18 protein-coding genes are annotated in these 22,874 nt (G+C 70.0%); 4 read left to right on the top strand and 14 right to left on the bottom strand.

Annotated elements, in window-relative coordinates; genetic code table 11:
• The first annotated feature begins 164 nt into the window (after positions 1-164).
• From ACFZBT_RS27435 to ACFZBT_RS27445, 3 genes are all read left to right on the top strand, one after another.
• Complete coding sequence (locus ACFZBT_RS27435) at positions 165-770, top strand: SigE family RNA polymerase sigma factor (protein WP_391108566.1); 606 nt, start codon at positions 165-167, stop codon at positions 768-770.
• Positions 767-1,639, top strand: coding sequence for a hypothetical protein (locus ACFZBT_RS27440; protein WP_391108570.1), 873 nt, complete (start codon positions 767-769; stop codon positions 1,637-1,639). Before ACFZBT_RS27435 ends, ACFZBT_RS27440 begins: the two co-directional genes overlap by 4 nt.
• Positions 1,640-1,980: 341 nt before the next feature.
• Complete coding sequence (locus ACFZBT_RS27445; RefSeq protein ID WP_391108573.1) at positions 1,981-2,814, top strand: pectate lyase; 834 nt, start codon at positions 1,981-1,983, stop codon at positions 2,812-2,814.
• A gap of 229 nt (positions 2,815-3,043) precedes the next feature.
• Here ACFZBT_RS27445 and ACFZBT_RS27450 read toward each other — a convergent pair whose 3' ends face one another.
• A complete protein-coding gene (locus ACFZBT_RS27450) occupies positions 3,044-4,198 on the bottom strand; it encodes a pectate lyase (RefSeq protein WP_391108575.1) in 1,155 nt (384 codons plus the stop codon).
• Between the two features lie 256 nt (positions 4,199-4,454).
• Here ACFZBT_RS27450 and ACFZBT_RS27455 point away from each other — a divergent pair, with 256 nt between their 5' ends.
• A complete protein-coding gene (locus ACFZBT_RS27455) occupies positions 4,455-6,662 on the top strand; it encodes a family 43 glycosylhydrolase (protein ID WP_391108578.1) in 2,208 nt (735 codons plus the stop codon).
• 3 nt (positions 6,663-6,665) lie between these two features.
• Here ACFZBT_RS27455 and ACFZBT_RS27460 read toward each other — a convergent pair whose 3' ends face one another.
• The 13 genes from ACFZBT_RS27460 to ACFZBT_RS27520 all read right to left on the bottom strand — a co-directional run bounded on the left by ACFZBT_RS27460 (position 6,666) and on the right by ACFZBT_RS27520 (position 22,743).
• Complete coding sequence (locus ACFZBT_RS27460; protein WP_391108581.1) at positions 6,666-7,823, bottom strand: alpha/beta fold hydrolase; 1,158 nt, start codon at positions 7,821-7,823, stop codon at positions 6,666-6,668.
• Entirely contained in the window at positions 7,810-9,075 is a 1,266-nt protein-coding gene (locus ACFZBT_RS27465) for a polysaccharide lyase family 1 protein (RefSeq protein WP_391108585.1), read from the bottom strand. Before ACFZBT_RS27465 ends, ACFZBT_RS27460 begins: the two co-directional genes overlap by 14 nt.
• Complete coding sequence (locus ACFZBT_RS27470; protein ID WP_391108588.1) at positions 9,068-10,180, bottom strand: pectinesterase family protein; 1,113 nt, start codon at positions 10,178-10,180, stop codon at positions 9,068-9,070. Before ACFZBT_RS27470 ends, ACFZBT_RS27465 begins: the two co-directional genes overlap by 8 nt.
• 132 nt (positions 10,181-10,312) lie before the next feature.
• Positions 10,313-11,623 (bottom strand): polysaccharide lyase family 1 protein, encoded by a 1,311-nt coding sequence (locus tag ACFZBT_RS27475; protein ID WP_391108591.1) that lies wholly within the window; start codon positions 11,621-11,623, stop codon positions 10,313-10,315.
• A 33-nt stretch (positions 11,624-11,656) separates the two neighbouring features.
• Positions 11,657-12,457 carry a GDSL-type esterase/lipase family protein gene (locus ACFZBT_RS27480; protein ID WP_391108594.1) on the bottom strand — a complete coding sequence of 267 codons (801 nt, stop codon included), beginning with the start codon at positions 12,455-12,457 and terminating at the stop codon, positions 11,657-11,659.
• Positions 12,458-12,564: 107 nt separating this feature from the next.
• Positions 12,565-13,914 carry an extracellular solute-binding protein gene (locus ACFZBT_RS27485; protein WP_391108597.1) on the bottom strand — a complete coding sequence of 450 codons (1,350 nt, stop codon included), beginning with the start codon at positions 13,912-13,914 and terminating at the stop codon, positions 12,565-12,567.
• Between the two features lie 61 nt (positions 13,915-13,975).
• Positions 13,976-15,973, bottom strand: a complete 1,998-nt coding sequence (locus ACFZBT_RS27490) for a pectinesterase family protein (protein ID WP_391108600.1) — start codon at positions 15,971-15,973, stop codon at positions 13,976-13,978.
• A gap of 34 nt (positions 15,974-16,007) precedes the next feature.
• Positions 16,008-17,516: a family 43 glycosylhydrolase gene (locus tag ACFZBT_RS27495; RefSeq protein WP_391108706.1), complete on the bottom strand. Its 1,509-nt coding sequence runs from the start codon at positions 17,514-17,516 to the stop codon at positions 16,008-16,010.
• 41 nt (positions 17,517-17,557) lie between these two features.
• Positions 17,558-18,403, bottom strand: coding sequence for a DUF6807 family protein (locus ACFZBT_RS27500; protein WP_391108603.1), 846 nt, complete (start codon positions 18,401-18,403; stop codon positions 17,558-17,560).
• Positions 18,400-19,587, bottom strand: a complete 1,188-nt coding sequence (locus ACFZBT_RS27505) for a Gfo/Idh/MocA family oxidoreductase (RefSeq protein ID WP_391108606.1) — start codon at positions 19,585-19,587, stop codon at positions 18,400-18,402. Before ACFZBT_RS27505 ends, ACFZBT_RS27500 begins: the two co-directional genes overlap by 4 nt.
• A gap of 20 nt (positions 19,588-19,607) precedes the next feature.
• On the bottom strand, positions 19,608-20,918 hold the full coding sequence (locus ACFZBT_RS27510) for a polysaccharide lyase family 1 protein (RefSeq protein WP_391108610.1): 1,311 nt from the start codon (positions 20,916-20,918) through the stop codon (positions 19,608-19,610).
• On the bottom strand, positions 20,915-21,811 hold the full coding sequence (locus ACFZBT_RS27515; protein WP_391108613.1) for an ABC transporter permease subunit: 897 nt from the start codon (positions 21,809-21,811) through the stop codon (positions 20,915-20,917). Before ACFZBT_RS27515 ends, ACFZBT_RS27510 begins: the two co-directional genes overlap by 4 nt.
• Positions 21,808-22,743: a carbohydrate ABC transporter permease gene (locus ACFZBT_RS27520; protein WP_382828231.1), complete on the bottom strand. Its 936-nt coding sequence runs from the start codon at positions 22,741-22,743 to the stop codon at positions 21,808-21,810. Before ACFZBT_RS27520 ends, ACFZBT_RS27515 begins: the two co-directional genes overlap by 4 nt.
• Between the last annotated feature and the right edge of the window lie 131 nt (positions 22,744-22,874).

The following is a 22,874-nucleotide window of genomic DNA, read 5'->3' on the forward strand; positions in this document are numbered from 1 at the left end:
CCCGCCATACGTTGTTCGAAGCTCCGTACGAACCACCCCGACGAACGCTGCTACGCTTCCCGATCTCGTCCGGACCTCCCCCGGATGATCACATGTCATCTACATGACACACACAGGCGCCCCCGTCCGGGAGTGCCCGAAGCCGCTGCGAGGAGAGGTCGCCCGTGGGCACAGTCGTCGACGACGCCGCCTCCGTGGAGTTCCACGCCTTCTTCGAGCGTCACTACGCCGAACTGTCCCGCCTGGCCTACCTGTTGACGGGCGAGTCGGACACCGCCGACGACCTGGCGGCGGACGCGTTACTGGCGCTGTGGCACCGCTGGGACCGGGTGCGCGCGGCCGACCATCCGGCGGCGTACGCCCGCGGGGTGGTCGCCAACCTGGCCCGCACCCGGATCCGCAGCGCTGTGCGCGAGCGGAGGCGCATCGCCCTGTTCTGGTCGCAGCGCGAGGAGAACACCGAGAACCCGGATGTCGCGGGCGTGGTCGACGTCCAGGAGGCGTTGCGCAGGCTGCCGTTCCGCAAGCGTGCCTGTGTGGTGCTGCGGCATGCGTTCGACCTGTCGGAGAAGGACACCGCGCTCACCCTCGGCGTCTCGGTGGGTACGGTGAAGAGCCAGACCTCGAAGGGGATGGCCGAACTGCAGCGGTTGCTGGGCACGGAGGGAGTGCCGCAGCGCATGCACGCGACGGTGGGCGCGCCCCGTTGCTCACCCGCTGTGGAGGGCTTGCGGGCGCGCACCGGTGAAGGCGGAGGAAGGGACCGATGACCATGCGGCGGGACGTGCACGAGGAGCTGCGCGCCCGGCTGCACGAGGCGGCCGGGGGGCACGAGCCCGACCGGGAGAGCATCCTGGCCCGGGTCGAGCGCGGTATGGCCGGTCCGGCCGCGTCCCCCCACCGGGCCACGCGTCCGCCGGTGTTCGGCTGGATGCGGGTGGCCGGTGCGACGGCCGCGGTGGCGGGCGTGCTGGCGGTGGGCGGTTACGCGGTGGCGTCCGCGGTGAAGGACGAGGCCGCCCCACCGCAGCAGGAGGTGGCGACGTCACCGACGCCCACGCCGTCGCCGGAGGCGACGAGCCGGGCGCCCGTGCCGCCGGCGGATCCCACGCCGACCACCTCGCCGGAGCGCCGCGAGTCCGCCCCGCCGCCCTCCGGGAAGCCGAGCGCCTCCGTCACCGCGCGGCCGCCCGCCACCTCCGCCGTCACCGAGGACGGGCCGCTGTGGTCGGACGGCTCGGTCGACCCGCACAGCAACGACTTCTGGGCGCAGAGCAACATCACGATCAAGACCCGCGAGGAACTGACCGCGCTGACCGTGCGGTTGAGCGTCGCCCAGACCGGCGGGGTCTCCGACGCGGGCGCCTGGCGGTCACTGTCCGAGAACGACTTCACGCTCACGGTCGGCGAGCAGGACGGCGCGCTCGTCTACACCTGGACCCTCAAGGAGGGCCGCAGGGTCCCGGCGGGCGAGTGGGTGTTCGCGGGCCAGTTCGACCACGACCGCGGAGGGCGTGACGCGGGCGAGGACCGCTACACGGTGACGGCCGCCGCGGGGTCGGACCGGGTGTCGGTGGGCGGCGGCTTCGCGGCCGTGGACGACGAGGGCGACGCGGACGACGCCGAGGGCGACTCGTAGGTCGCCCGTTCGGCCGCTCGGCCGTTCGGCCTCGGCCGGCTCGCGCGGGGCCCCAGGTGCGCCCAGGACCACGAGAGCCGCTACCTGATCGACGGCACCCTCCCGCCGGTGGGGACGACCTGCCGGCAGGACACGCCTCCCTTCGGCACACCCGAGCCGGACGGCGGCATCACGGCCGGCGGCATCACGGCCGGCGGCGGCCGGCCGGCCTGGCGTCGGCGACCGGGCGGGACCGGGCCTGACGCACGCGCGTGAAAAAATTCCGAAGACGCGGCAACCCTTTCCTCACCGGTGACGACCACCACGCGCAAAGAGTCACCCCCCACTCGAGGAATCGGTACATGACTGCACCAGCAGAACAGCGCGTCCGCCATCGCCGCAGCGTCGCCAAGCGGCGGGGTCTGATCGCCGGACTGTCCGCGTTCGGCATCACGGGAGCGGCGATCGTCACCACGTCGATGCTGTCCACCGCGGGCGCCGCGTCCTCCTGGCCCTCGGACACGGGCAGCAAGCCCGTGTCGAAGACCATCCCGGTCTCCGGTGTGCACGACGGCGGGATGAAGAAGTTCTACGGCAGCGGCGCCCTCGGCGGCGGCAGCCAGGACGAGAACCAGAAGCCTCTCTTCGAGCTGGCGGACGGTGCCACGCTGAAGAACGTCATCATCGGCACCCCGGCCGCGGACGGCGTGCACTGCAAGGGCAGTTGCACGCTGCAGAACGTGTGGTGGCTGGACGTCGGCGAGGACGCGGCCAGCTTCAAGGGCAAGTCCTCCTCCGCGGTGTACAAGGTGATCGGCGGCGGCGCGAAGAACGCCGACGACAAGGTGCTGCAGTTCAACGGCGCCGGCACGCTGAACGTGTCGGGCTTCCAGGTGCAGAACGCGGGCAAGCTGGTCCGTTCCTGCGGCAACTGCGGGACGCAGCACAAGCGCACGATCGTGCTCAACGACATCGACGTCACGGCGCCGATGAACTCGATCGTCGGCGTCAACGAGAACTACGGCGACACCGCCACCCTGTCGAAGATCCGCGTCCACGGCGACAGCAAGAAGAAGATCAAGACGTGTGTGCGCTTCGAGGGCAACAACACGGGCAAGGAGCCCAAGGAACTGAAGCCGTACGGCCCGGACGGCAAGACCTGCAAGTTCAAGGCCTCCGACATCAGCTACCAGTGAGGCAGCGGCCCATGTGAACCTCCGGCCCGCCCGGATCATCCCCCGGGCGGGCCGGACGCCGGACGTCCGGCTCCCCCAGTCGGACCTTCGGCACTCGACCGTCCGGAGCCCCCCTCCGGACGGTCGGACGTACTGGCCGAGCCCCCCTCGGCCGGTCGGCAGGACGCCCCCGCCGGTGCGAACCGCCGGGGGCGTCGGCCTCTGCGCGATCCTCCGCTGACACGGCCGGCTAGTCCATCGTCGAGCCGATGGACGTGGAACCGGTCGTCAGGAACGTCGTCGCGGGCAGGGAGCCGTCTGCCTCGCGTGCCGCGTACGCGCCGGCCGCGTCGGTCGATTCGAAGGGCGGGGTGGCGACGCCGCTGTCCCAGTTGTTGCCGGCGGAGACCGTCGAGGAACCCCGCTTCACGGGGCCGCCCTTGTCCTTGACGGCGAGGTTCTTGCCGAGGCGGGCCTTGCCGGTGGCGAAGTAGAAGCCGTTCTGAGCGTTGGCGTAGGCGGTGTTGCGGTTCAGGGCGATGGCGCCGGTGTTGGAGTTCTCGGTGAAGCCGTGCAGGGTGTTGTCCCAGGCCGCGTTGTTGTTGACGACGTGGGCGACGGAGGCTCCCCCGCCGCCCAGTTTGAAGCCGTTGCCGTTGCCCTCGAAGGCCGGGTCGTTCCAGCGGTTCTTGCCGTTGCCGAAGGCCCAGGAGTGTTCGAGAGTGACCGGCGAGGAGAACTGCCAGAGGTCGAGGCCGTCGTCGGAGTTGCCGTACAGCCGGGCGCCGGTGATCCGGTTGCCCGTCCCGGAGCCGAACTTCACGGCGATGCCGTCGGCGTTCTGGCCGTGTCCCGCCGGGTCGTAGTTGCCGTGACTGTCCAGGTTCTGCACGAGGTTGCCGGTGGTGCCGTCGCCGCGCAGGGTGAAGCCGGAGTCGCCGTTGTCGGCGGTGACGAGGTTCCTGAACACGCCGCCGACCGAGGAGGTGGCGACGAAGCCCTGGGCCGGGGCGTTGACGAAGGCCAGGTTCTCGACAGTCCAGTAGTCGCCGTAGATCCCGGCCAGCCAGGAGCCCGCGGGCAGCTTGGAGCCGTCGATCCGCACTTTCTCACTGCCGTACGGCCGCAGCGTGATGCGTGCCGAACTCGTGCCGTTCGCCGTGGACTTGAGGGTCGCGGCCGGATGGTAAGTGCCGCCTCGGACCTGGATGACGGTGCCGGCGGTCGCGTTCTTCACGGCCGCTTCGAGCTGGGCGGCGGTGGAGACGGTGACCGCGGCCGAGGCGGCCTGCGCGCCACCGCTCGACAGCCCGAGGTAGACGCCGCCCGCCCCCGCGGTCACTGCCACGGCCGCGGCGATGGTGAGCGTACGGGTCCTGCGGTGGCGTCCGGTGCTGAGCAGCACGGAGCGTTCCTTTCCTGGGGGACGAGGGGCGGAAGCGGTTCGGAGGGGCCCGCCCCGATCCGTTTCGCCCAGCAGTCGCCGCCGGGCCGGGAAAGGGTTGCCGCCGTTGCCGCCGTCACGTGCACAGGTGTGCCCGGGTTCCGAAACTTTCGAAAACCACCGGCCTCCTGCACACCCGTTGACGCACTGCCCCCGTCCGGTGAAACTCCGAGGGCCGATACCCAACAGAATCCCCCACACTCCGACAGGAAGTGTCATGCGCCCCCGCACGCTTCTGCTTCCGTTCCTGGCCCTGACCGGACTTCTCCTGACCCTCCTCACGGCGCCGCCCAGCACCGCAGACCCCGGAGCACCACCCGTGAAGCACTCCAAGTACGCCGGTTATCTCTTCGCCTACTTCACAGGCGAGGGCACCGCCGACGGCGAGCAGATCCGTTACGCCCTCAGCCGGGGCAACGACGCGCTGCACTGGCGTGAGCTCAACGCCGGCAAGCCGGTCCTGACCTCGACGATCGGCGAGAAGGGGCTGCGCGACCCGTTCGTGATCCGCTCCCCTGAGGGCGACAAGTTCTTCCTCATCGCCACCGACCTCAGGATGTACCAGAACTCCAGCGGCAGCTGGGACGACGTCCAGCGGCACGGCAGCAAGTCGATCATGGTCTGGGAGTCCACCGACCTGGTCCACTGGACCGACCAGCGCCTGGTGAAGGTCTCCCCGGACACGGCGGGCAACACCTGGGCCCCGGAGGCCTACTGGGACGACGAGCTCGGTGCGTACGTCGTCTTCTGGGCGTCGAAGCTGTACGCCGCCGACGACCCGGACCACAAGGGCGACACGTACAACAAGATGATGTACGCGACCACGAAGGACTTCCGCACCTTCAGCGAGCCGAAGGTCTGGAACGACCCGGGCTACTCGGTGATCGACTCCACGGTCGTGAAGTACAAGGACGAGTACTACCGCTACACCAAGGACGAGCGGGACCCCACCTCCTCCAGCCCCTGCTCGAAGTTCATCACCGGCGAGAAGTCGACCTCCCTGACCTCGACGAAGTACGACTTCGTGGCGGACTGCATCGGCAAGGGCGCGATGGACCGCGGTGAGGGCCCGACGGTGTTCAAGTCGAACACCGAGAAGAAGTGGTACCTGTTCATCGATGAGTACGGCGGCCGCGGCTACCTGCCGTTCGAGACCACCGACCTCGCCTCGGGCAAATGGACCCCGTCCACGAACTACCAGCTCCCGGCGAGCCCCCGGCACGGCACGGTGCTCCCGGTGACGCAGAAGGAGTACGACCGGCTCCTGGCCGCGTACCCGTCGACGTCCACCTCTGTCGTGGACGCGACGGCCAAGCACCAGAAGGGCTACTCGATCGTCACGGACAGCGCCTCGAAGGTCGTGCTGCCGATGGAGCCCAAGGCCGACCTGCGGAGCCTCGCCCCGAAGCTCTGGGTCGGCGAGGGTGCCACGCTGAGCCCCAAGTCCGGTACGCGCCGCGACTTCCGCAAGCCGCAGAAGTACACGGTGACGGCCGCCGACGGCACCCAGCGCGCCTGGACGGTCGAGGCGGTCCGCACCCGCAGCCCGCTGCTCCCCGGCCTGAACGCCGACCCCGACGTGCACTATCTCGACGGCAGATACTGGATCTACCCGACGACGGACGGCTTCCAGGGCTGGAGCGGCACCAAGTTCAAGGCGTACTCGTCGAAGGACCTGGTCAACTGGAAGGACCACGGCGTCATACTCGACCTCGGGCCGGACGTGAGCTGGGCAGACAAGAACGCCTGGGCGCCCGCGATCGCCGAGCGCGACGGCAAGTACTACTTCTACTTCTGCGCGGAGCAGCAGATCGGCGTGGCGGTGGCCGACTCCCCCGCCGGCCCCTTCAAGGACGCCCTCGGCAAGCCACTGGTCGCCAAGGGCGGGGCGCTCAAGGGCCAGATGATCGACCCGGCGGTCTTCACGGACGACGACGGCCAGGCGTACCTGTACTGGGGCAACGGCAACGGGTACGTGGTGCCGCTCAACGACGACATGGTGTCCTTCGACGCGTCGAAGGTGAAGGACATCACCCCGGACAACTTCCGCGAGGGCTCCTTCGTGGTCAAGCGGAAGGGCACGTACTACTTCATGTGGTCGGAGGACGACACCCGCAGCGAGAACTACCACGTGGCGTATGCGACCGGCCCGTCCCCGCTCGGCCCGTGGACCAAGCGCGGGACGATCCTGGAGAAGCGGCCCGAGTACGGCATCCTCGGCACCGGTCACCACTCGGTGGTGAACACGCCCGGCACCGACGACTGGTACATGGTCTACCACCGCTTCGCCCTCAACGGCCCGGGCCTGCCGGGCGGCGACGGCATGCACCGGGAGACCACCGTCGACCGCATGGAGTTCGCGGCCGACGGCAGCATCAAGCCGGTGGTGCCGACGCTGGAGGGCATCGAGCCGGTACGGCGGTGAGCGTCACAGGACGTCGTCGAGCCAGCTGACGACCTCGTCCTGCATGGCGTGGGTGAAGACGTGGCCGAGCTCCGGCCACGTCTTCACCCGTATCCGCTCCTCCGCGTGGCGCGAGCGCCAGACGGCACGCAGCTTGTCGTAGGCGACTCGTACGCCCTCGGCGGGGAAAAGCGTGTCGAGCCCGCCGTTCATGAACAGCATCGGCCTGGGGGCGGCGATGCTCGCGACGTCGGGGATGTCGAGATGGCGGGCGAGCCCGGGGTGGAGCATGTGGAACGCCGACTGCCCGCGCAGCGTGTTGTTGCCGGGCACCATCATTTCCTTCAGGCCCGTCATCCAGCACACGCTCGCGGCGGCCGCGATGCGGTCGCTGAGGGCGGCCGTCTGCCAGGCGCGGTAGGCGCCCATGGAGAAGCCGACGGCCGCGACCCGCCGGGCGTCCACCCGGTCCAGCCCCGCCAGGAAGGCCGCGGCCCGCTCGTCCTCCCGGGCCATGAGCCCGGCGAGCGAGGAGCCGAGGTTGTAGAAGTTGGACGCCAGGGCCTGCTGCTGGTCGTAGGTGAGCGGGCCCCGGTCACCCCAGCCGAGCGCGTCGAGGCACAGCACCACATAGCCCTGCCGAGCCAGTTCGTCGCCCACGAAGCGCCCGCTGAAGTACTTGTCCGCCCACGCCCGTGCGGAGGCGAGACGCGTGTCGTCGTACCAGGGCCGGACGAGCTTCTCCTTCCCGATGTCGAACTTGGACCCGTGGTCGTGCAGGAGGAGCACGGCGGGGAAGGGTCCGTCGCCGTGCGGGGTGAGCAGGGCGCCGCGCACCCGCTCGTACCGGGTGAGGGACACGGTGACCAACTCGCGCGTGAAGTCCTGCGTATGGCCCCGTCCGCTGTACTCCGGCGCGAACGGCACCCGGTCCTGCCGCTCGACGAGAAGGTGCTCCTCGACAGTGGCCCGGGCGGCCCGCCGCCAGGCGCGGAAGTCGCGGACCGGGGAGGTCCCCCAGGCGAGCGGGAAGGTCAGCCGCTCCTTCAGCGCCGGGTGGAAGTCGGGCAGCGGCCCGTCCACGACCGCCGCCTCGGCCCCGCTCACCGCTCCCCCGGCCAGCAGCGCCGTACCCGCCCCGACGACGAAGGCCCGCCGACCGAGCGACTCATGGGCGTCCATGCGGCCTCCCGGCTCCGGCGTGCCGCAGCACGTACCGCTCGACCGCCGCCGGGGAGGTGAGCGCGCGGTAGTCGTAGACGTCGGCGGGGTCCCAGCCGACATCGCTCCCGAGGCCGAGACCGCTCGCCACGTCGTTCAGCCGGGCGGGCCGGCCGTTGAACCAGGAGCCGGTGTCGCGGAACCGCTCGCCTCCGTAGTCCGCGACGGCGACGGACGGACCGGCGCCCGGGTAGCGGAAGACATTGCGCTCGGAGAAGATCGCGGACTCCACGCCGACCCCCAGGGCGTAGAGGGGCGCCCGCCCCCGGTGCACGTTGTTGACGACGTGCACCTGCCCGAAGCGGACACGCGGGGCGCGCTGTACGACACCGCTGAACAGGTTGCGGACGAAGGTCACCTTGAGATGTCCGCGGTCCCGGTCGCCGCGTCCGTCGCCCGAGCCGATGAGGAGGGCCTTGTCGTGGTCGTCGAACCGGCTGTCGGAGACGGTGACGAAGTCGGAGCCGTCCTCGATGTCGAGCAGCCCGTCGTGCCGCTGGACGCGCTCGCCGTGGAAGCCGGGAGGTGCCTCGCGGTCGGGGAAACGGCCGTCGGTGAAGGTGCAGTGGTCGATCCAGATGTTCTTGCCGGTGATCACGGTCAGCGCGTCGAAGCGGGCGTTCCAGCTGCCGCGGGTGCCGTCGTCGGGTGACCAGCTGGTGAAGTGGTCGACGGGCGCCTCCAGACGGAGGTTGCGCACGATGATGTCGCTGCCGGTGTTGACGGTCAGGAACACCCCGAGCAGCCGGGCGTCGCGCCCCACTCCCACCAGCGTGGTGTTGCCCGGCACGGTGAGCTGGATCTGCGCCTTCTCCTTGTTCGAGCCGGTCTGGCGGAGCTGCCGCTGCTGCTTGCAGTAGTCGTGGCGGGTGTCGGACCAGGCGGCGCCGTCCTCGCCGAAGCAGGACATGTACTTGCCCAGGTCGTAGCCGGGCGCGTAGTCCTGCTCGCCGAGCAGGGAACCGTCGTCGGCCTCGTGCCCGGAGATGGCGCCGACGACCCGGATCACCTTGGGGGCGGTGGGATCGCCGTCGTTCGCGAGAGCCCGCTTCAGCTCGGCCCGCGTGTCCACCGTCCAGGTCCTGCCGCCCGACCCGCCGTCGGTGCCGGTGCCGGTCGAGGCCCAGCCGACGGGCCCGCGTTCGGCGGCGGAGGCCGCGGGAGCCGGCCAGAGCAGGCACAGGCCGAGCAGGAGCACGGCCGCCCTACGCACAGGGCCGCCAGTCGCCGAGATACGTCTGCCCGGTGTGCGAGGCGGCCTGCGCCCGGGTGAGCTGGGGCCGGTTCTCCGGAACGGACACGACGGCACCCGGCCCGGTGTTGCGGTACTCGGCGAACCGCATCGACTGCCAGGGATGGCCGCTCGCCATGTTCGTGTAGGGCGCGACCGCGTCGATGCCCGGGCCGAGCCGGGTGTCCCGGACGGTGAGCATCGGGCGGGCGGTGGTGTCGGAACTGGGCACCCAGGGCCGGGCCAGCTTGAAGTAGCCGTCGGGGGCCTCGCTGCTGACGCGGCTCCTGGTCACCAGGTAGCCGAGCGGATTGGCACCGGCCGTCGAGGGGGCGAAGACGAAGCCGTACGGGGCGGCCGACAGGTCGGTGCGGCTCAGGGTCCGGAAGTGGCAGTGCTCGAAGACGGCGGTGGCCCGTCCGAAGACGAAGTCGACATCGCCCTCCATGTAGCAGTGGGCGAAGTACTGGCGGGCGAAGGTGCCGAGCGCCATCGAGTCGGCGTACAGGGTGTCCTGGTGGCCGAGGAACCGGCAGTGGTGGAAGGCGGACCGGTCGCCCTGGACCTTGAGGGCGACGGCCTGGGTGCCGGTGATCCCGGGGTGGTCGGCGCGCAGCCAGTCGTTGGCGAAGGTGATCCAGCGGGCGGTGAAGCCGTCGGCCTGCACGGTGGTGGTGGCGGAACCGGTGGTGCCGTACGTGCCGCCGCCGGGCTTGGGGGTCCCGGCCGCGTTGTCGTACACGATCACGACGTCACGGGGTTCCTCGCTCGCCCCGATCCAGGTCATCTCCGTACGGGCGGGGTCGACGGCGACCGTCTGCCGGTAGACGCCGGGCGCGATGACGAGGGTGTACCCACTGCCGCTCGCGGCGGCCACCGCGTCCCGGACGGTGGTGAAGTCACCGGCACCGCCCGGGTGGACGTACAGGGTCTTCGGGGTCCGGCGCGCGGCCGGTGAGCCGTACCGGCCGAACGGACGCGGACGGGTACCGGCCCGCGCGGGACCGGAGGCGAGGCCGAGAGCGACCCCCGCCGAGGCGCCGGCGACGAGGAACCCCCGGCGGGAGAGGGAGAGTTGCGAGAGCATGCGGCGGCTCCTTCGCGGTACGGCGAATGCGGGATGGGGAATGCGGGATGGGGAAGGGCCGGAGCGGGCGCACCCCGGGGCAAGGGATGCGATGCGGGCCGCCCCGGCCCGTTCATGTCGGGGCGGGTCAGATCAGCACACGCGGCCGGCGCCCGCCCCGGCGTCGACGATGCGCGGGACGGCCTTCGCCGGGTCGACACCGGCCCGCAGGGTCGGCGTCCAGCCGGCGCCCGACTGGAGCGTCTCCCCGGGGATCTCCGCGTTGTGCACGGCGATCAGGTCGACGGCCTTGCCGTTGACGTAGTTGGCGTTCGCGGTGACCGGCGTCTCGTTCCACTTCTTGAGGATCTTCCCCGTGCTGATCCCCTGCGCGAGCGTGAACGCGTTGTGCTCGGCGACGAGCCGCGACTCCTTGCCGATGCCGTAGACATAGCCCCACTTCTGGCCCTTGGTGACCACGAAGTGGTTGTTGTACGAGTCGACCTGCCCGAACCGCACCCGGGGCGCCCGCTCGACGATGCCCTCGAAGCGGTTGTGGTGCAGCGTGACCTTCAGCTTGCCGGTGTCGTCGGCGGTGGCGCTGTCGCTGTTGCCGATCAGCATGGTCTTGTCGTGGTCCTTGAACGAGTTCCAGGACACGGTCACGTGGTTCGAGCCGCGTACGACGTCGGCCAGCCCGTCGTGCTGCTGGTAGGTCTTGCCGAAGTAGGACGGCAGGGAACTGTCGGAGTACCGGCCGTCCGTCAGTGTGTTGTGGTCGATCCACACATGGGTGGAGCCGTAGACGACGACCCCGTCGTACTCGGAGTTCCAGGCGCCGGTCTTGTTGTCGTCGGTCGGGTCCCACTGCGGGAAGCAGTCGACCGGGGCCTCGATGGTGAGGTTGCGGACGATGACGTTGTCGACTCCCTTGATCTGGAGGCTGCCGCCGAGGATCCCGGAGTTCTTGCCCACGCCGATGATCGTGGTGTTGGCCGGCACGCTCGCCTTGATGATCTTGTCCTGCTGGGCGGCGGACGCGGCCCGCAGGTCCTCCTGCGTACCGCTGACCGGCTTGTCGTGCCCCCAGACGGCGGGGTCGTAGTCCGCTAGGTACTTCTGGAAGTCGTACCCCTCGGCCTCGAACGCCTCACAGCCCTGCGAAACGGCGTCGATCATGCCCTGCACCTTGATGATCCTGGGCGCGGAACCGCCGTCCTTCAGGGCGGCCTTGAACTGTTCCCAGGTGGTGACGGTGTAGACGTGCGCGGCATCGGCGGCGGCACCGCCCGTGGTGCCGGTGCCGTACGCGCCCCATCCGTCGTTCGTCCCGAGGGTCTGGCGGGCCGCGTCCCGGGAGCCGGCCTGCGCGGTGGTACCGCTCAGGGACAGCACGAGCGCTGTGCACCCGACCAGGAGGGCGGCTCTGCCAATGACATGATCATGACACTTCTGAATCTTCATGGTGCGGCTCTCTTCCTTCTGCGTCGAGGGGTGTTACGCGGCGGCCTCGGGCCAGCTGATCCAGGACTCCGGGATCTCCGCCTCCAGCCGGCACACATCGCGCGGCCCGAGCACCCGGGCCCGCAGCAGCTCCCGTGCCACCAGCCGGGCCACGGCGATCGCGCCCGGCGGATTGAAGTGCGTGTTGTCCTGCTCGGTCGCCGTCCAGTTGAAGTACTTCTTCGTCTCCTCGACCCCGAGCTCCTGCCACAGGGCGAGCGACAGCGCCTGCACGTCCAGCAGCGCCACCCGCTCCTCGGCGGCGAGCGCCCGCATGGCCGCCGGATACTCACCGTGCGTCGGCACGGCCTTCCCTGCCGCGTCGAACCGCCGCCGCTCCACGGAGGTGGCCAGCACCGGCCGCGCCCCACGGGCCCGGGCACCGTCGACGTACATCCGCAGACAGGCCTGATACGTCGACCAGGGCTCGGTGTAGCGGGTGGGGTCCTCCGCCTTCTCGTCGTTGTGAGCGAACTGGATGAGCAGGAAATCCCCCGGCTCGATCACATCGAGAATCGCATCGAGCCGGCCTTCATCGACAAAGCTCTTGGAACTGCGCCCGTTCACGGCGTGATTGGAGACAGCGAGAGGCCGTTGAAGAAAGAAGGGCAACGCCATTCCCCACCCGGTCTCGGGCGCGGCGGCAGCGTATTTCTGGGCGGCGGTGGAGTCACCGGCGATATAGAGGGTGCGACTGCGTCGACCATGGCCGGCTTGTGCCGTACCAGCGGCGGATAATCCGAGAGACACCGAGGCAACAGCGGCAACGGTAACCTGTCTTCGACTAAGAGACACCAATACCAACTCCCTTTTCGTCTTGGGGGCGCGGGGAACTGCGCGACAAGCCAGGGACGGCCCGCAGCCTGCACACCACAGGCCGCCCCACGGCGAAACCCAGAAAACTAACCGTTCTGCTGGTCCCACTCCTCCTGAGCAGCGTTCAACTGCTCAGCCATCGTGTCCAGAAATTCCTTCGCACTCATCTTCCCGAGCAGCACCTTCTGGAAGTTCGGCTCATTGTCAGCCTTGGAAATCGTGTTCCAGTCAGGCAGGTAGTACGGCAGCTGAACAATCGTCGTCGACCCGTCCGACAACGCGTCAGCGGCCAGCTTCGTGGGCTCGGCCTTCGAAATCCACGCGTCCGACGCCGCATCCGTGTTCGACGGCACCTGCCCCGCCGCCTCGTTGAACCGCGAGTTCTCCGCCTTTGACGTGGCGAACTCGATGAACTTCCAGGCCGCTTCCTTGTTCTTGCCGCTCTTGAACAGCCCAAGACCGTCCACGGGGTTGGACACCTGCACCCGCTTACCGCCCGCACCCACCGGCTGCGGAATACCGCGGAACTTCTCGACCCCCAGCGCCTTCACATGGTCCTGGTACGACCCGAGGTTGTGGTTCAGCATGCCGATCGTGCCGGAGTCCCACTGCGCGACCATCTTCGTGAAGTCGTTGTTGAGGTCGGCCGCCGGGGTGACCTTCTTGTACAGCGCCGCGTACTTCTCCAGCGCCGCCACGTTCTTCGGGTCGTTGACCGTGGTCTTGTCACCGCCGGCGTCCCAGAACGACGTGATCCCGGACTGCCCGTACATGGCGTCCAGCGCCTGGGCGATGGACCCGGAGCCACCGCGAATGGTGTAGCCGAACTCGTTCTTGCCCGCGTTCGTGAGCTTGTCCGCGGCCTCGTAGAACCGCTCCCACGTCGTGGGCTCCTCCAGGCCGGCCTTCTCGAACAGGTCGGTGCGGTAGTACAGCACACCGTTGTTCGCGGAGGTCGGGATCGAGTACAGCTTGTCGTCGCCGCCGCCGGCCGCCTTCAGCGACTCGACCATGTCCTTGTTGAGCTTGCCGTTCAGCGAGGACTCGCCGAGCCGCTCGTCCAGCGGCTCCAGCGCGCCCTGCGCGGCGAACCCGGCGAGCATCGCCGCACCGACACCGCCGACGTCCGGCAGGCCGCCGCCCTGGATGGCGGTGTCGACCTTGGACTGGTACTCGGTGGAGGCGATGCCGACGTACTCGACCTTGATGTCCGGGTTGGCCTTCTCGAAGTCGGCGATGATCTTCTTCCAGATCTCGGTCCGGACACCGCCGTTGTTGTCCCAGAAGACGATCTCGCCCTTGCCGCTGCCCTCGGACCCCTTGTCACCGCTCGCACCGCTGCCGTCGTCGCCGCAGGCGGTGACGGTCAGGGCGAGCGCGGCACCCAGGGCGACGGCCGTGGCGGCGCGCCTGCTTCTGCGAATGCTGATCTTCATTGGTCGGCTCTCTTCTTCTGGATCCAACTGGCTGTGGATACGTGCTGCGAAGGTGTGGGGGTCAGTGGTGGCGGGCGTGCGGAGCCCAGTCGTCCGTGCCCTTGAGGTAGTGCGCGACGGTGTGGGTCCGCGCGGCGGCGTCGCTCATCTGCGGCCGGTCCGCCGTCACGCCCGCCCCGGGTCCGTGGTTGCGGTACTCGGTGAACCGCGCGTCCTTCCACGAGAACCCGCTCATGTCGGTCCACGGCGACGACTTGACCGCCGCGGGCAGCTCGGTGTCCCGGATCAGCACCTGGGCGACGGCGTCCGGCTCGCCGCCCGGATGCCAGGGGCGTCCGAGATGGAAGGTCCCGGCGGGCGCGTCACTCACGATCCTCGACCGGCTGATCAGGAACCCGTACGGGTTTCCCGTCCACGTCGAGGCGGCGGTGATGTAACCGTTGTTCGTGTCCGAGCCGCGGCTCAGCGCCCGGATCACCGACCGTTCGATCACCGTCGTGGCCCGGCCGTAGACGAAGTCGACGTCGCCCTCGATGTAGGAGTCGCGGATGTAGACCCGGCTGACGGTGGTCAGCTTGGGGCTGTCGGTCATCAGCGTGTCCTGGTTGCCCAGGAAGGCCGTGTCCTGGAAGACGATCCGGTCGCCGGTCGTCTTCATCGCCAGCGCCTGCTCGCCGTTGAGCTCGTGCGCGGCCTCGTCGAAGTCGTTGCTGAAGGTGAGGTTGCGCGCGGTGACGTCGTTCGCGGCGATCCGGACGGTGGCGCTCCCCGTCGAACCCCCTTGCGCGGCGGGCGTATCGAAGACGATGACGGTGTCGGAGCGGTCGCGCCCGGTCCCGCGCAGCTCGACGTGCGGCTTGCTCGCCGGGATGTACACCTTCTCGCGGTAGGTGCCGGGGGCGACGGCGATCGTCACCGGGGAGTCGTTGCCGTCGGGCACGGCGTCCACGGCGGACTGCACGGTCGGGTGATCGGCCGGTACGTTGAGCACGACCGGGCCGCCGATCCGCTTCTGCGGCCCCGAGAACCGCTTCACCAGCGCGGGCACGGCGACGGCCGGGTCGAGCCGGTAGGCGTAGAACGCGCGGGGGTCGAAGGCCGTGCCCCACGCGTCGTGGCGGCCCGTCGTGTTCCGCAGGATCGAGCCGCGCTGCACCAGCTCGGCGGTGGCGTCGGCCTGGTAGGGGTGCTGGACACCGTCGTAGAAGCTGTTCTCGATGACCATCTTCGTCCGGCCGCGCGACCAGTTCCCGTACGTCCACACGGGGTCGCCGTCGGAGAGCTGCGCGGACAGGTAGTTGTTGTAGAGGTGCGCGTAGGCGCAGTTGTCGGCGGACGGGTTGCGCTGCTTGGTGCCGCGGAACCAGTTGTGGTCGACGGTGATCTGCGTCTTGACGTCGGGGGTCCAGCCGATGCCGAAGGTCTTGTTGTTGTCGGTGAACTGGTTGTAGGAGACGGTGACGTACTCGCTGTCCTTGCGGATGTCGAGCTGGCCGTCGCAGATCCGCGAGAACCGTATGTGGTCGATCCACACATGGTGGGCGGTGTCGAGGCGGATGCCGTCGTAGTCGGTGTCCTTGCAGTCCCAGTTGCCCTCGATGGCGGTGTCGCGGATGGTGAGGTTGCGGATGATGACGTTGTGCGTGCCGGGGTCGAGGGTGAAGCCGCCGTGCACGATCTCGGCGGTGTCGCTGACGCCGATGATGGTCTTGTCCGAGGCGACGGGTATCTCCGTGCCGAACGGGTCCATCTCCAGGGCGCCCTTGACGCGGATGACGTAGGGCTCCTCGGCCGCCGCGTACTTCGCGAGCGCGGCCTGGTCGGTGACGGTGACGACCTTGCCGCCCGCGCCGCCGCTGGTGCCGCCGGCGAGGGAGGCGAAGCCGTGGGGCCGGTCGGTCCAGCGGTCCGCGGCGGGCCCGGTCCTCGACGGCGGGGCCGCCTGGGCCTCCCCCATCGCCCCGAGGCTCAGCGCGGCGACGAGGCCGAGCACGGTGGCCACGACCTTGCCGTGCCCGGTCCCGGGTCTCGACAAGCGCTTGCTACGGAAGTGCGTCATTGCGGCTCCCAACAGGCGTACGACGACAGGTGCGTTACGAGGGGCTGATCCGGAACCGGGTGAAGCTGGCCGCGCCGGCGTGTCCCTGACCGGTGGGCGCGAGGGCGAACAGGCCGAGCAGGGCGCCGACCCAGCGCCACGGGGTGGCGGCGAAGACCGGGCCCGAGGGCCGGAAGCCGTCGCCGGTGTCGGCCGAGAAATGGCAGCGCGCGTCCGCGCCGATCTCGATGCGCAGCCGGGCCCGGCCCTCGGGCGCGAGCCGCGGGTGGGCCGCGTCGCGCTCGGCCTCCGCGACCGCCTCGGCGAACCGGTGCACCAGGTGCGCGGTGCCGTCCGTGCCCCGCTGGAGTCCGATCCAGCCGAACGCGTCCCCGAGGACCGCGAGTCCGGCCCGCGCCCCGGGCTCGTCACTGTCGAGCCGCAGCTCCACCTCGACGGTGCTGGGCGCGCCCGGCAGCCGCTGGGTGAGCACACTGGGCAGCTTGCGCAGGTCGTGGGCGTCGGCCGAGCGGACGCAGGCCAGCCTGAGCCCGTCCGCGGAGTGCTGGGTGGCCCAGCCGTCGCCCGGGTTGGCCGTCCACTGCCACTGACGGCCGTACCGTCCGCCGGGGAAGTCGTCGTCGGTGGCGGGCGCCGCGGGCGGCTGCGGCGGCAGGTCGGGCATCGCGTGTACGGAGACGGGGGCGCCGTCGTCCCCGAGCACCGGCCAGCCGTCGGAACTCCAGCGCATCGGCTGGAGGTGCACGACCCGGCCGTAGGCGCCGCGCTGCTGGAAGTGCAGGAACCAGTCCTCGCCGGTCGCGGTGCGCACCCAGCCGCCCTGATGGGGGCCGTTGACGTCGGTGTCCTTCTGCTCCAGGACGATCTTCTCCTCGTACGGCCCGAAGAAGCCGCGCGAGCGGAAGGCGCCCTGCCAACCGGTCTCGACGCTCCCGGCGGGGGCGAGGATCCAGTACCAGCCGTCGTGCTGGTAGAGCTTGGGGCCTTCGAGGGTGAACCAGCCGGGTATGCGGTCGGCGTCGACGATCACCTTGCCCTCGTCGAGGAGTTCGGTGCCGTCGGGGCGCATCCGGTGCCCGGTGAGGCGGTTCTTGACGCCGGAGCGGGACTTGGCCCAGGCGTGCACCAGATAGGCCTCGCCGGTCTCGTCGTCCCACAGGGGGCAGGGGTCGATCAGGCCCTTGCCGGCCTTCAGCAGGTGCGGCCGGGTCCAGGGGCCCCTGATCTCGGGGGCGTTGACCTGGAAGATGCCCTGGTCGGGGTCGCCCCAGAAGATCCAGAAGCGTTCGTCGTGACAGCGGAGGGACGGGGCCCAGACGCCGCAGTCGTGGCGGGGTCTCTCGAACTCCTCAGCCGGTTCGAGACGGTCCAGCGCGTGGCCGACCAGGGTCCAGTTCACCAGGTCGCGGGAGTGGAGTAACGGCAGCCCTGGGGCGCGCCCGAAGCTGGAGGCGGTGAGGTAGAAGTCGTCGCCGACGCGGACGACGTCCGGGTCGGACCAGTCGGCGTCGAGGATCGGATTGCGGTAGGTCCGGGGGGTCATGGGCTGAGTGCTCACGGTCTGGGTGGTCGCGGGCTGGGTGGTCACGGGCTCACCGCCTTGCGGACGAGGGCCGCCGCGGCGTCCCGGCCGAGCCGACCGTCGGCGACGACGGTGACGACGCGGCGGACGACGGTCTCGCCCGGCGGGATCGGCAGCCGCTCGTCGTGAGCCAGCGAGGAACCCACGCCCGGGTACTCCCCGGTGCGCACGAACCACGGGTCGCGGCGGGTCTGCTCGGTGGCCCCCGCGAAGACCAGCGTCCAGCCGGAGCCGGACAGGGCGAGCCAGTCGGCGCGCCTGCCGTGCGCCTCGGTCCCGCCCTCGGTGCCGGAGGTGAAGACGTCCGGCGGCGCCTCCTCCTTGGGGGCGCGCCAGAAGAAGCCGCCGTAGGCAGCGCCCGGGCGCCCGTTCGTCGCCGGGCTGCCGATCGACAGCGGGGCCTTGGTGACGTTGGTGAGGGAGAAGGTGAGGTCCAGGGCCCAGGCCTGGTCGGTGAGTTCGGTGGCCGCGACCGTACGGCGCTCACGCAGCAGCTCACCGGCCGCCGCCACCCAGCGCAGTTCCTCCACGAAGCCGTCCGGGTCGCGCAGCTGGAAGGCGACGTGCCGCTGGGAGCCGTGGTTGTCCAGCTCGGTCGGGCCCTGGTCGCGGACGTAGGTGCGCCCGCCCCAGAAGTTGAACCCCTCGACGTCGGGAACGGCTACACCGACGCCGAGGTGGTGTGCGTGGTCGGCGGGGCTCAGCTCGGTGACCGCCGTACCGGACAGGGTGGTGACGGGATGCAGATAGGGGCGCGGGGAGAGCCGGACCGGCAGCTCGGGCCGGGTGACGTACCGGCCGACCGGCCGGCCCGCGACGCGCAGGACCGCGGTGTCGTTGCTGGTCATCGGGTGCTCACCTCGTTCGAGAGATGCTCCGCGGCCAGCGCCCAGGGGGCGCCCAGCTCGGAGTAGAGGGAGAGGGTGTCGGCGGCGGCCGCGACGAGTCCGTCGATGCCGGGTACGACACGGCGGTTCTCGTCGGGGATCCGGTGCCAGGCGGTGTCGGGCAGCGGCGCCGGGTCGGGAGAGGTGCGGATGGCCTCCACGACCTTCATGAAGGCGCCGGTCTCCTCCGGCGGGACCAGCAGGGCGGCGCCGGTGGTGAGGTGCGCGACGAGGTTCTCCAGCAGGTCGGTACGGCCGTGCTCGGACTCCTGAGGGCCGTGCCCCGCGCGCTGGAGCAGCACCCGGTCCTGCTTGTACCAGAAGGTGATCCGGCCGCTGCTGCCGTGCACCAGGACGTACGGCTCGTCCGACTCCTCGGCGCACAGCGTCGCGGCGACGGTCACCGGGTGGCCCTGCGTGGTGCTGATCCGGACGCAGGAGGTGTCGTCGGACTCGATGGCGTTGGCGCGCAGCAGTTCGGTCTCGATGCCGCTGACGTGCTCGGCGCGGGTGCTGCATCCCAGGGCGAGGGCGGTGGCGACGGCGTGGGCGAGGGGGTTGGTCAGCGCCCCGTCGATCACGTCGACGCCGTTCAGCCGCCGCTTGCCCGCCCAGGGCGCCCGCCGGAAGTAGTCCTCGTCGCGCACCCAGGCACCGGCTCCGCCGAGCCCGACCAGCCGGCCGATCGCGCCCTGGTCGACCATCTCGCGGATGGCGGGCAGGGCGTGCGAGCCCAGCGACTGGAAGCCGATCTGGCAGACGACCCCGGCCGCCGCGACCCCGTCGGCCATGCGGCGGAACTCCGCGTAGGAGGGGGCGGGCGGCTTCTCCAGCAGGAGGTGCACGCCCCGCTCGGCCGCCGTGAGCGCCAGGTCGGTGTGGGTCTGGATCGGTGTGCAGATCACGGCGATCCGCGCGCCGGTGGAGTCCAGCAGGGCACCGAAGTCGGCGGACTGCTCGGGCGTGCCCAGGTCGCCGAGTTCCTCCTCGGTCAGCGGCGTCAGCTCGCAGACGCCGGCCAGCCGTACGAGGCCCTGCTTCTGGAGCCGGCGGATGTTCTCGACGTGCCAGCGGCCGTGGCCCCGGGCACCGGCGAGGACGACGGGCAGGGGCGTGGTCAGGGGGGCGCTCAAGGGTTCGCTCATGGCGTCGATCATGCGACCGGTCACCGGATCCTCCCCGCTCCCGCGCCGCGGGCCACGGCCCGGTCGGCCGCCGCCGCGCTGTCGATCGGCCCGTGCAGGGTGGGGGTCCAGCCGACGTCGGCGGTCAGATCGCGCTCGCTGCCCGAGTTGTAGGCGTTGTGGATCGCGAGCAGGTCGACCGGATAGCCTCCCCCAGACTCCGTCCGGGGGGACCCCCAGAGGGTGCCGCTCTGGTGCAGGGCGCTGCCGTTCCAGCTCTTGACCACGTCGGCGACCTCCACATGGCCGGGGGCGTGGAAGGCGTTGTTCTCGGCGAAGATCCTCGACTCGGTGGAGACGCCGAGGGAGTAGCGGTAGTCGTCGCCGGTGATCTCGTACCGGTTGTTGTAGACGTGCACCTGCCCGAAGCGGACACGCGGGGCGTGCTGCACGACCGACTTGAACGCGTTGTGGTGCAGGGTGACCCGGAGTTTGCCCCGGTCGCTCGTCGCCGTGTCGCCGTTGCCGATCAGCATCGCCTTGTCGTGGTCGGCGAACCGGCTCCAGGAGACGGTCACGAGGTCGGAGCCGTTGGTGATGTCGAGCAGTCCGTCGTGGCGCAGGTAGTTGCGGGCGAAGTAGGTGGGTTCCTTCGCGTCCGGGTGGCCCCGGTCGGACGCGGTGATGTGGTCGACCCACACATGGGTGGCGCCGGTCAGCCAGATCGTGTCGTAGGCCGCCTTCCAGTCGCCGAGGCCGCCGGTGTTGGGCTGCCAGACGGGGAAGCAGTCGTAGGCGTCGCGCAGTTCGAGGTTGCGGACGATGACGTTGTCCGCGTTCTTGATCTGCAGGCTGGCGCCCTTGAGGACGGCCGAGTCGCCGAGTCCGACGATGGTGGTGTTGGAGCCGACGGGCAGCACGATCCGCTCGGCCTGCTTCGCGGCGGAGGCCTGGCGGGCCTCCTCCTGCGGGCCGCTGGGCTTGGCGGAGCCCCAGGTGCGGGGGTCGTAGGCCTTGAGGTACTTCTTCAGGGTGTAGCCGCCGGTGGCGTAGTCGGAGCAGTCCAGACGGTCGCCGTCGTCGTCGGTGTTGGCGTCGACGGTCCCGGCGATCCTGATGATCTTCGGGGTGTCGCTGCCGCCGTCGAGGGCGCGGACCAGTCCGGCCCGGTCGGTGACGGTGAAGACGTGCTCGGCGTCTGCGGCGGCGCCTCCGGTGGTGCCCGCGCCCTCGGCGGCCCAGCCGTCGTGCGCGGGCAGGGTGTCGCGGCCGATGTCCCGGTCCTCGGCGTGCGCGGGGACGCACAGCAGCGCCAGCAGCCCTGCGGCGACGGCGAGTTGTCTGCCTCTCATCCCTTCACCGCCCCCGCGCTGAACCCGGTGATCAGCCACTTCTGGATGAAGGCGAACACGATCACGACCGGGACGGCCGCGATGATGCCGCCCGCCGCGAGGGCGCCCAGGTCGACGCTGTCCGCGCTCATCAGGGAGTTGAGGCCGACGGGGATCGTCTGCTTGTCCTGGTTGTTCAGGAACATCAGGGCGAACAGGAAGTGGTTCCAGGAGTGGACGAAGGCGAACGAGCCGACGGCGATCAGGCCGGGCCGCAGCAGCGGCAGCACCACGATCCGGAAGGCCGTCATGCGGTTGCAGCCGTCCACCCAGGCCGCCTCCTCCAGGGAGTACGGCACGTTCTTGATGAAGTTGCTGATCAGGATCATCGACAGCGGCAGCTGGAAGACCGTCTCGGCGAGGATGACACTGCCCAGCGAGTTGATCATCTGCAGTTCGGCGAAGATCTCGAAGAGCGGCACCAGCAGCAGGGCGCCCGGCACGAACTGTGAGCACAGCAGCGCCAGCATGAACGCCCGCTTGATCTTGAAGTCGAACCGGGCTAGGGCGTAGCCGCCGGCCAGCGCGACGAGCGTCGTCATCAGCAGGGTGGCGACGCCGACGAGCACGCTGTTGGTGAAGTAGGTGCCGAAACTGCGGTCCGTCCAGACCTTCTCGAAGTGGTCGAAGGTCATCGGCCAGGGCACGAGAGAGGTCGAGCCGGCCGGGCGCAGCGAGAAGAGCAGGATCCAGTAGAAGGGGATGAGGGTGAAGACCAGGTAGATCCCCAGGGGCAGATAGACCTGCCAGCGGGGGGCCTCGTCCCAGGCGCGCTTCCTCTTCGTGGGCCGCGGCGGTTCGGGGGTGGCGCGCGCGGGAGCGGGCGCCGCCTTGGTGGCTTCCTTGACGCTCACTTGTTGTCGCCTCCGAACTTGCTCAGCCGCAGATAGACCATCGAACAGAAGAGCAGGATCACGAACGCGACCGTGGTCAGGGCGGACGCGTAGCCGAAGTTGTGGGCGTCGACCGAGGTGTTGGCGATGTACAGCGGGAGGGTCGTGGTCTCCCCCGCCGGGCCGCCGCCGGTCAGTGTGTAGAGCAGGTCGACGTTGTTGAACTCCCACACCGCGCGCAGCAGCGTGGACAGGATGATGGCGTCCTTCAGATGCGGCAGCGTGATGTGCCAGAACTGCTTGATACGGCTGGCCCCGTCGACCTCGGCGGCCTCGTACAGATCCTTCGAGACGGACTGGAGGTCGGCGAGGATGAGGATCGCGAAGAAGGGCACCCCGCGCCACAGGTCGGCGACGACCGCCGCCGGGAACACCGTGGAGGTGTCCGACAGCCAGCTCGTGCCGTAGGAGCCGATGCCCATGTCCGCGAGGTAACGGGTGATGCCCGTCTGGGAGTTGTAGAGCAGCACCCAGATCGCGGAGGTCAGCACGCCGGAGACGGCCCACGGGGAGAAGACCAGGGCGCGTCCCAGGCCCCGGCCCACGAAGGTCTGGTTGACGATGAGGGCCAGGGCGAGTCCGAACAGCAGCTGGAGTCCGACCTCGACGACGACCCACTTGGCGCTGAAGACCAAGGTGTCCCAGAAGATCGGGTCCTTGGTGAAGGCGTGGACGAAGTTGTCGAAGCCCGCGTAGCCGTTACGCCACGGCTTGGTGGGGTTGTAGTTCTGCAGGCTGTAGTAGAAGACGCTGATGACCGGGTAGGCGATGAAGCCCAGCATGAGCAGGGCGGCCGGGGCGATCAGCAGGTACGGGAGCCTGCGCGGCGTGGCGGAGGCCCGGCGCCGCCGGGGTGGCGCGGGCGGTTTCGCCACGGCTGCGGCTTGGGCCATGACAGGGTCTCCGATCTCGGTACGGCTTGCTTTGTGGATCAGGAAGCGCTTTCTCGATGTGCCGGTGTCCGCCTGGATCTCGCGGTGCGGAGTGCCTCTTGCGGTTTCGTGGCGGCTGCGGGGGCGTGGTG

Source organism: Streptomyces sp. NPDC008137, from assembly GCF_042957035.1.
Classification (GTDB): Bacteria; Actinomycetota; Actinomycetes; order Streptomycetales; family Streptomycetaceae; genus Streptomyces.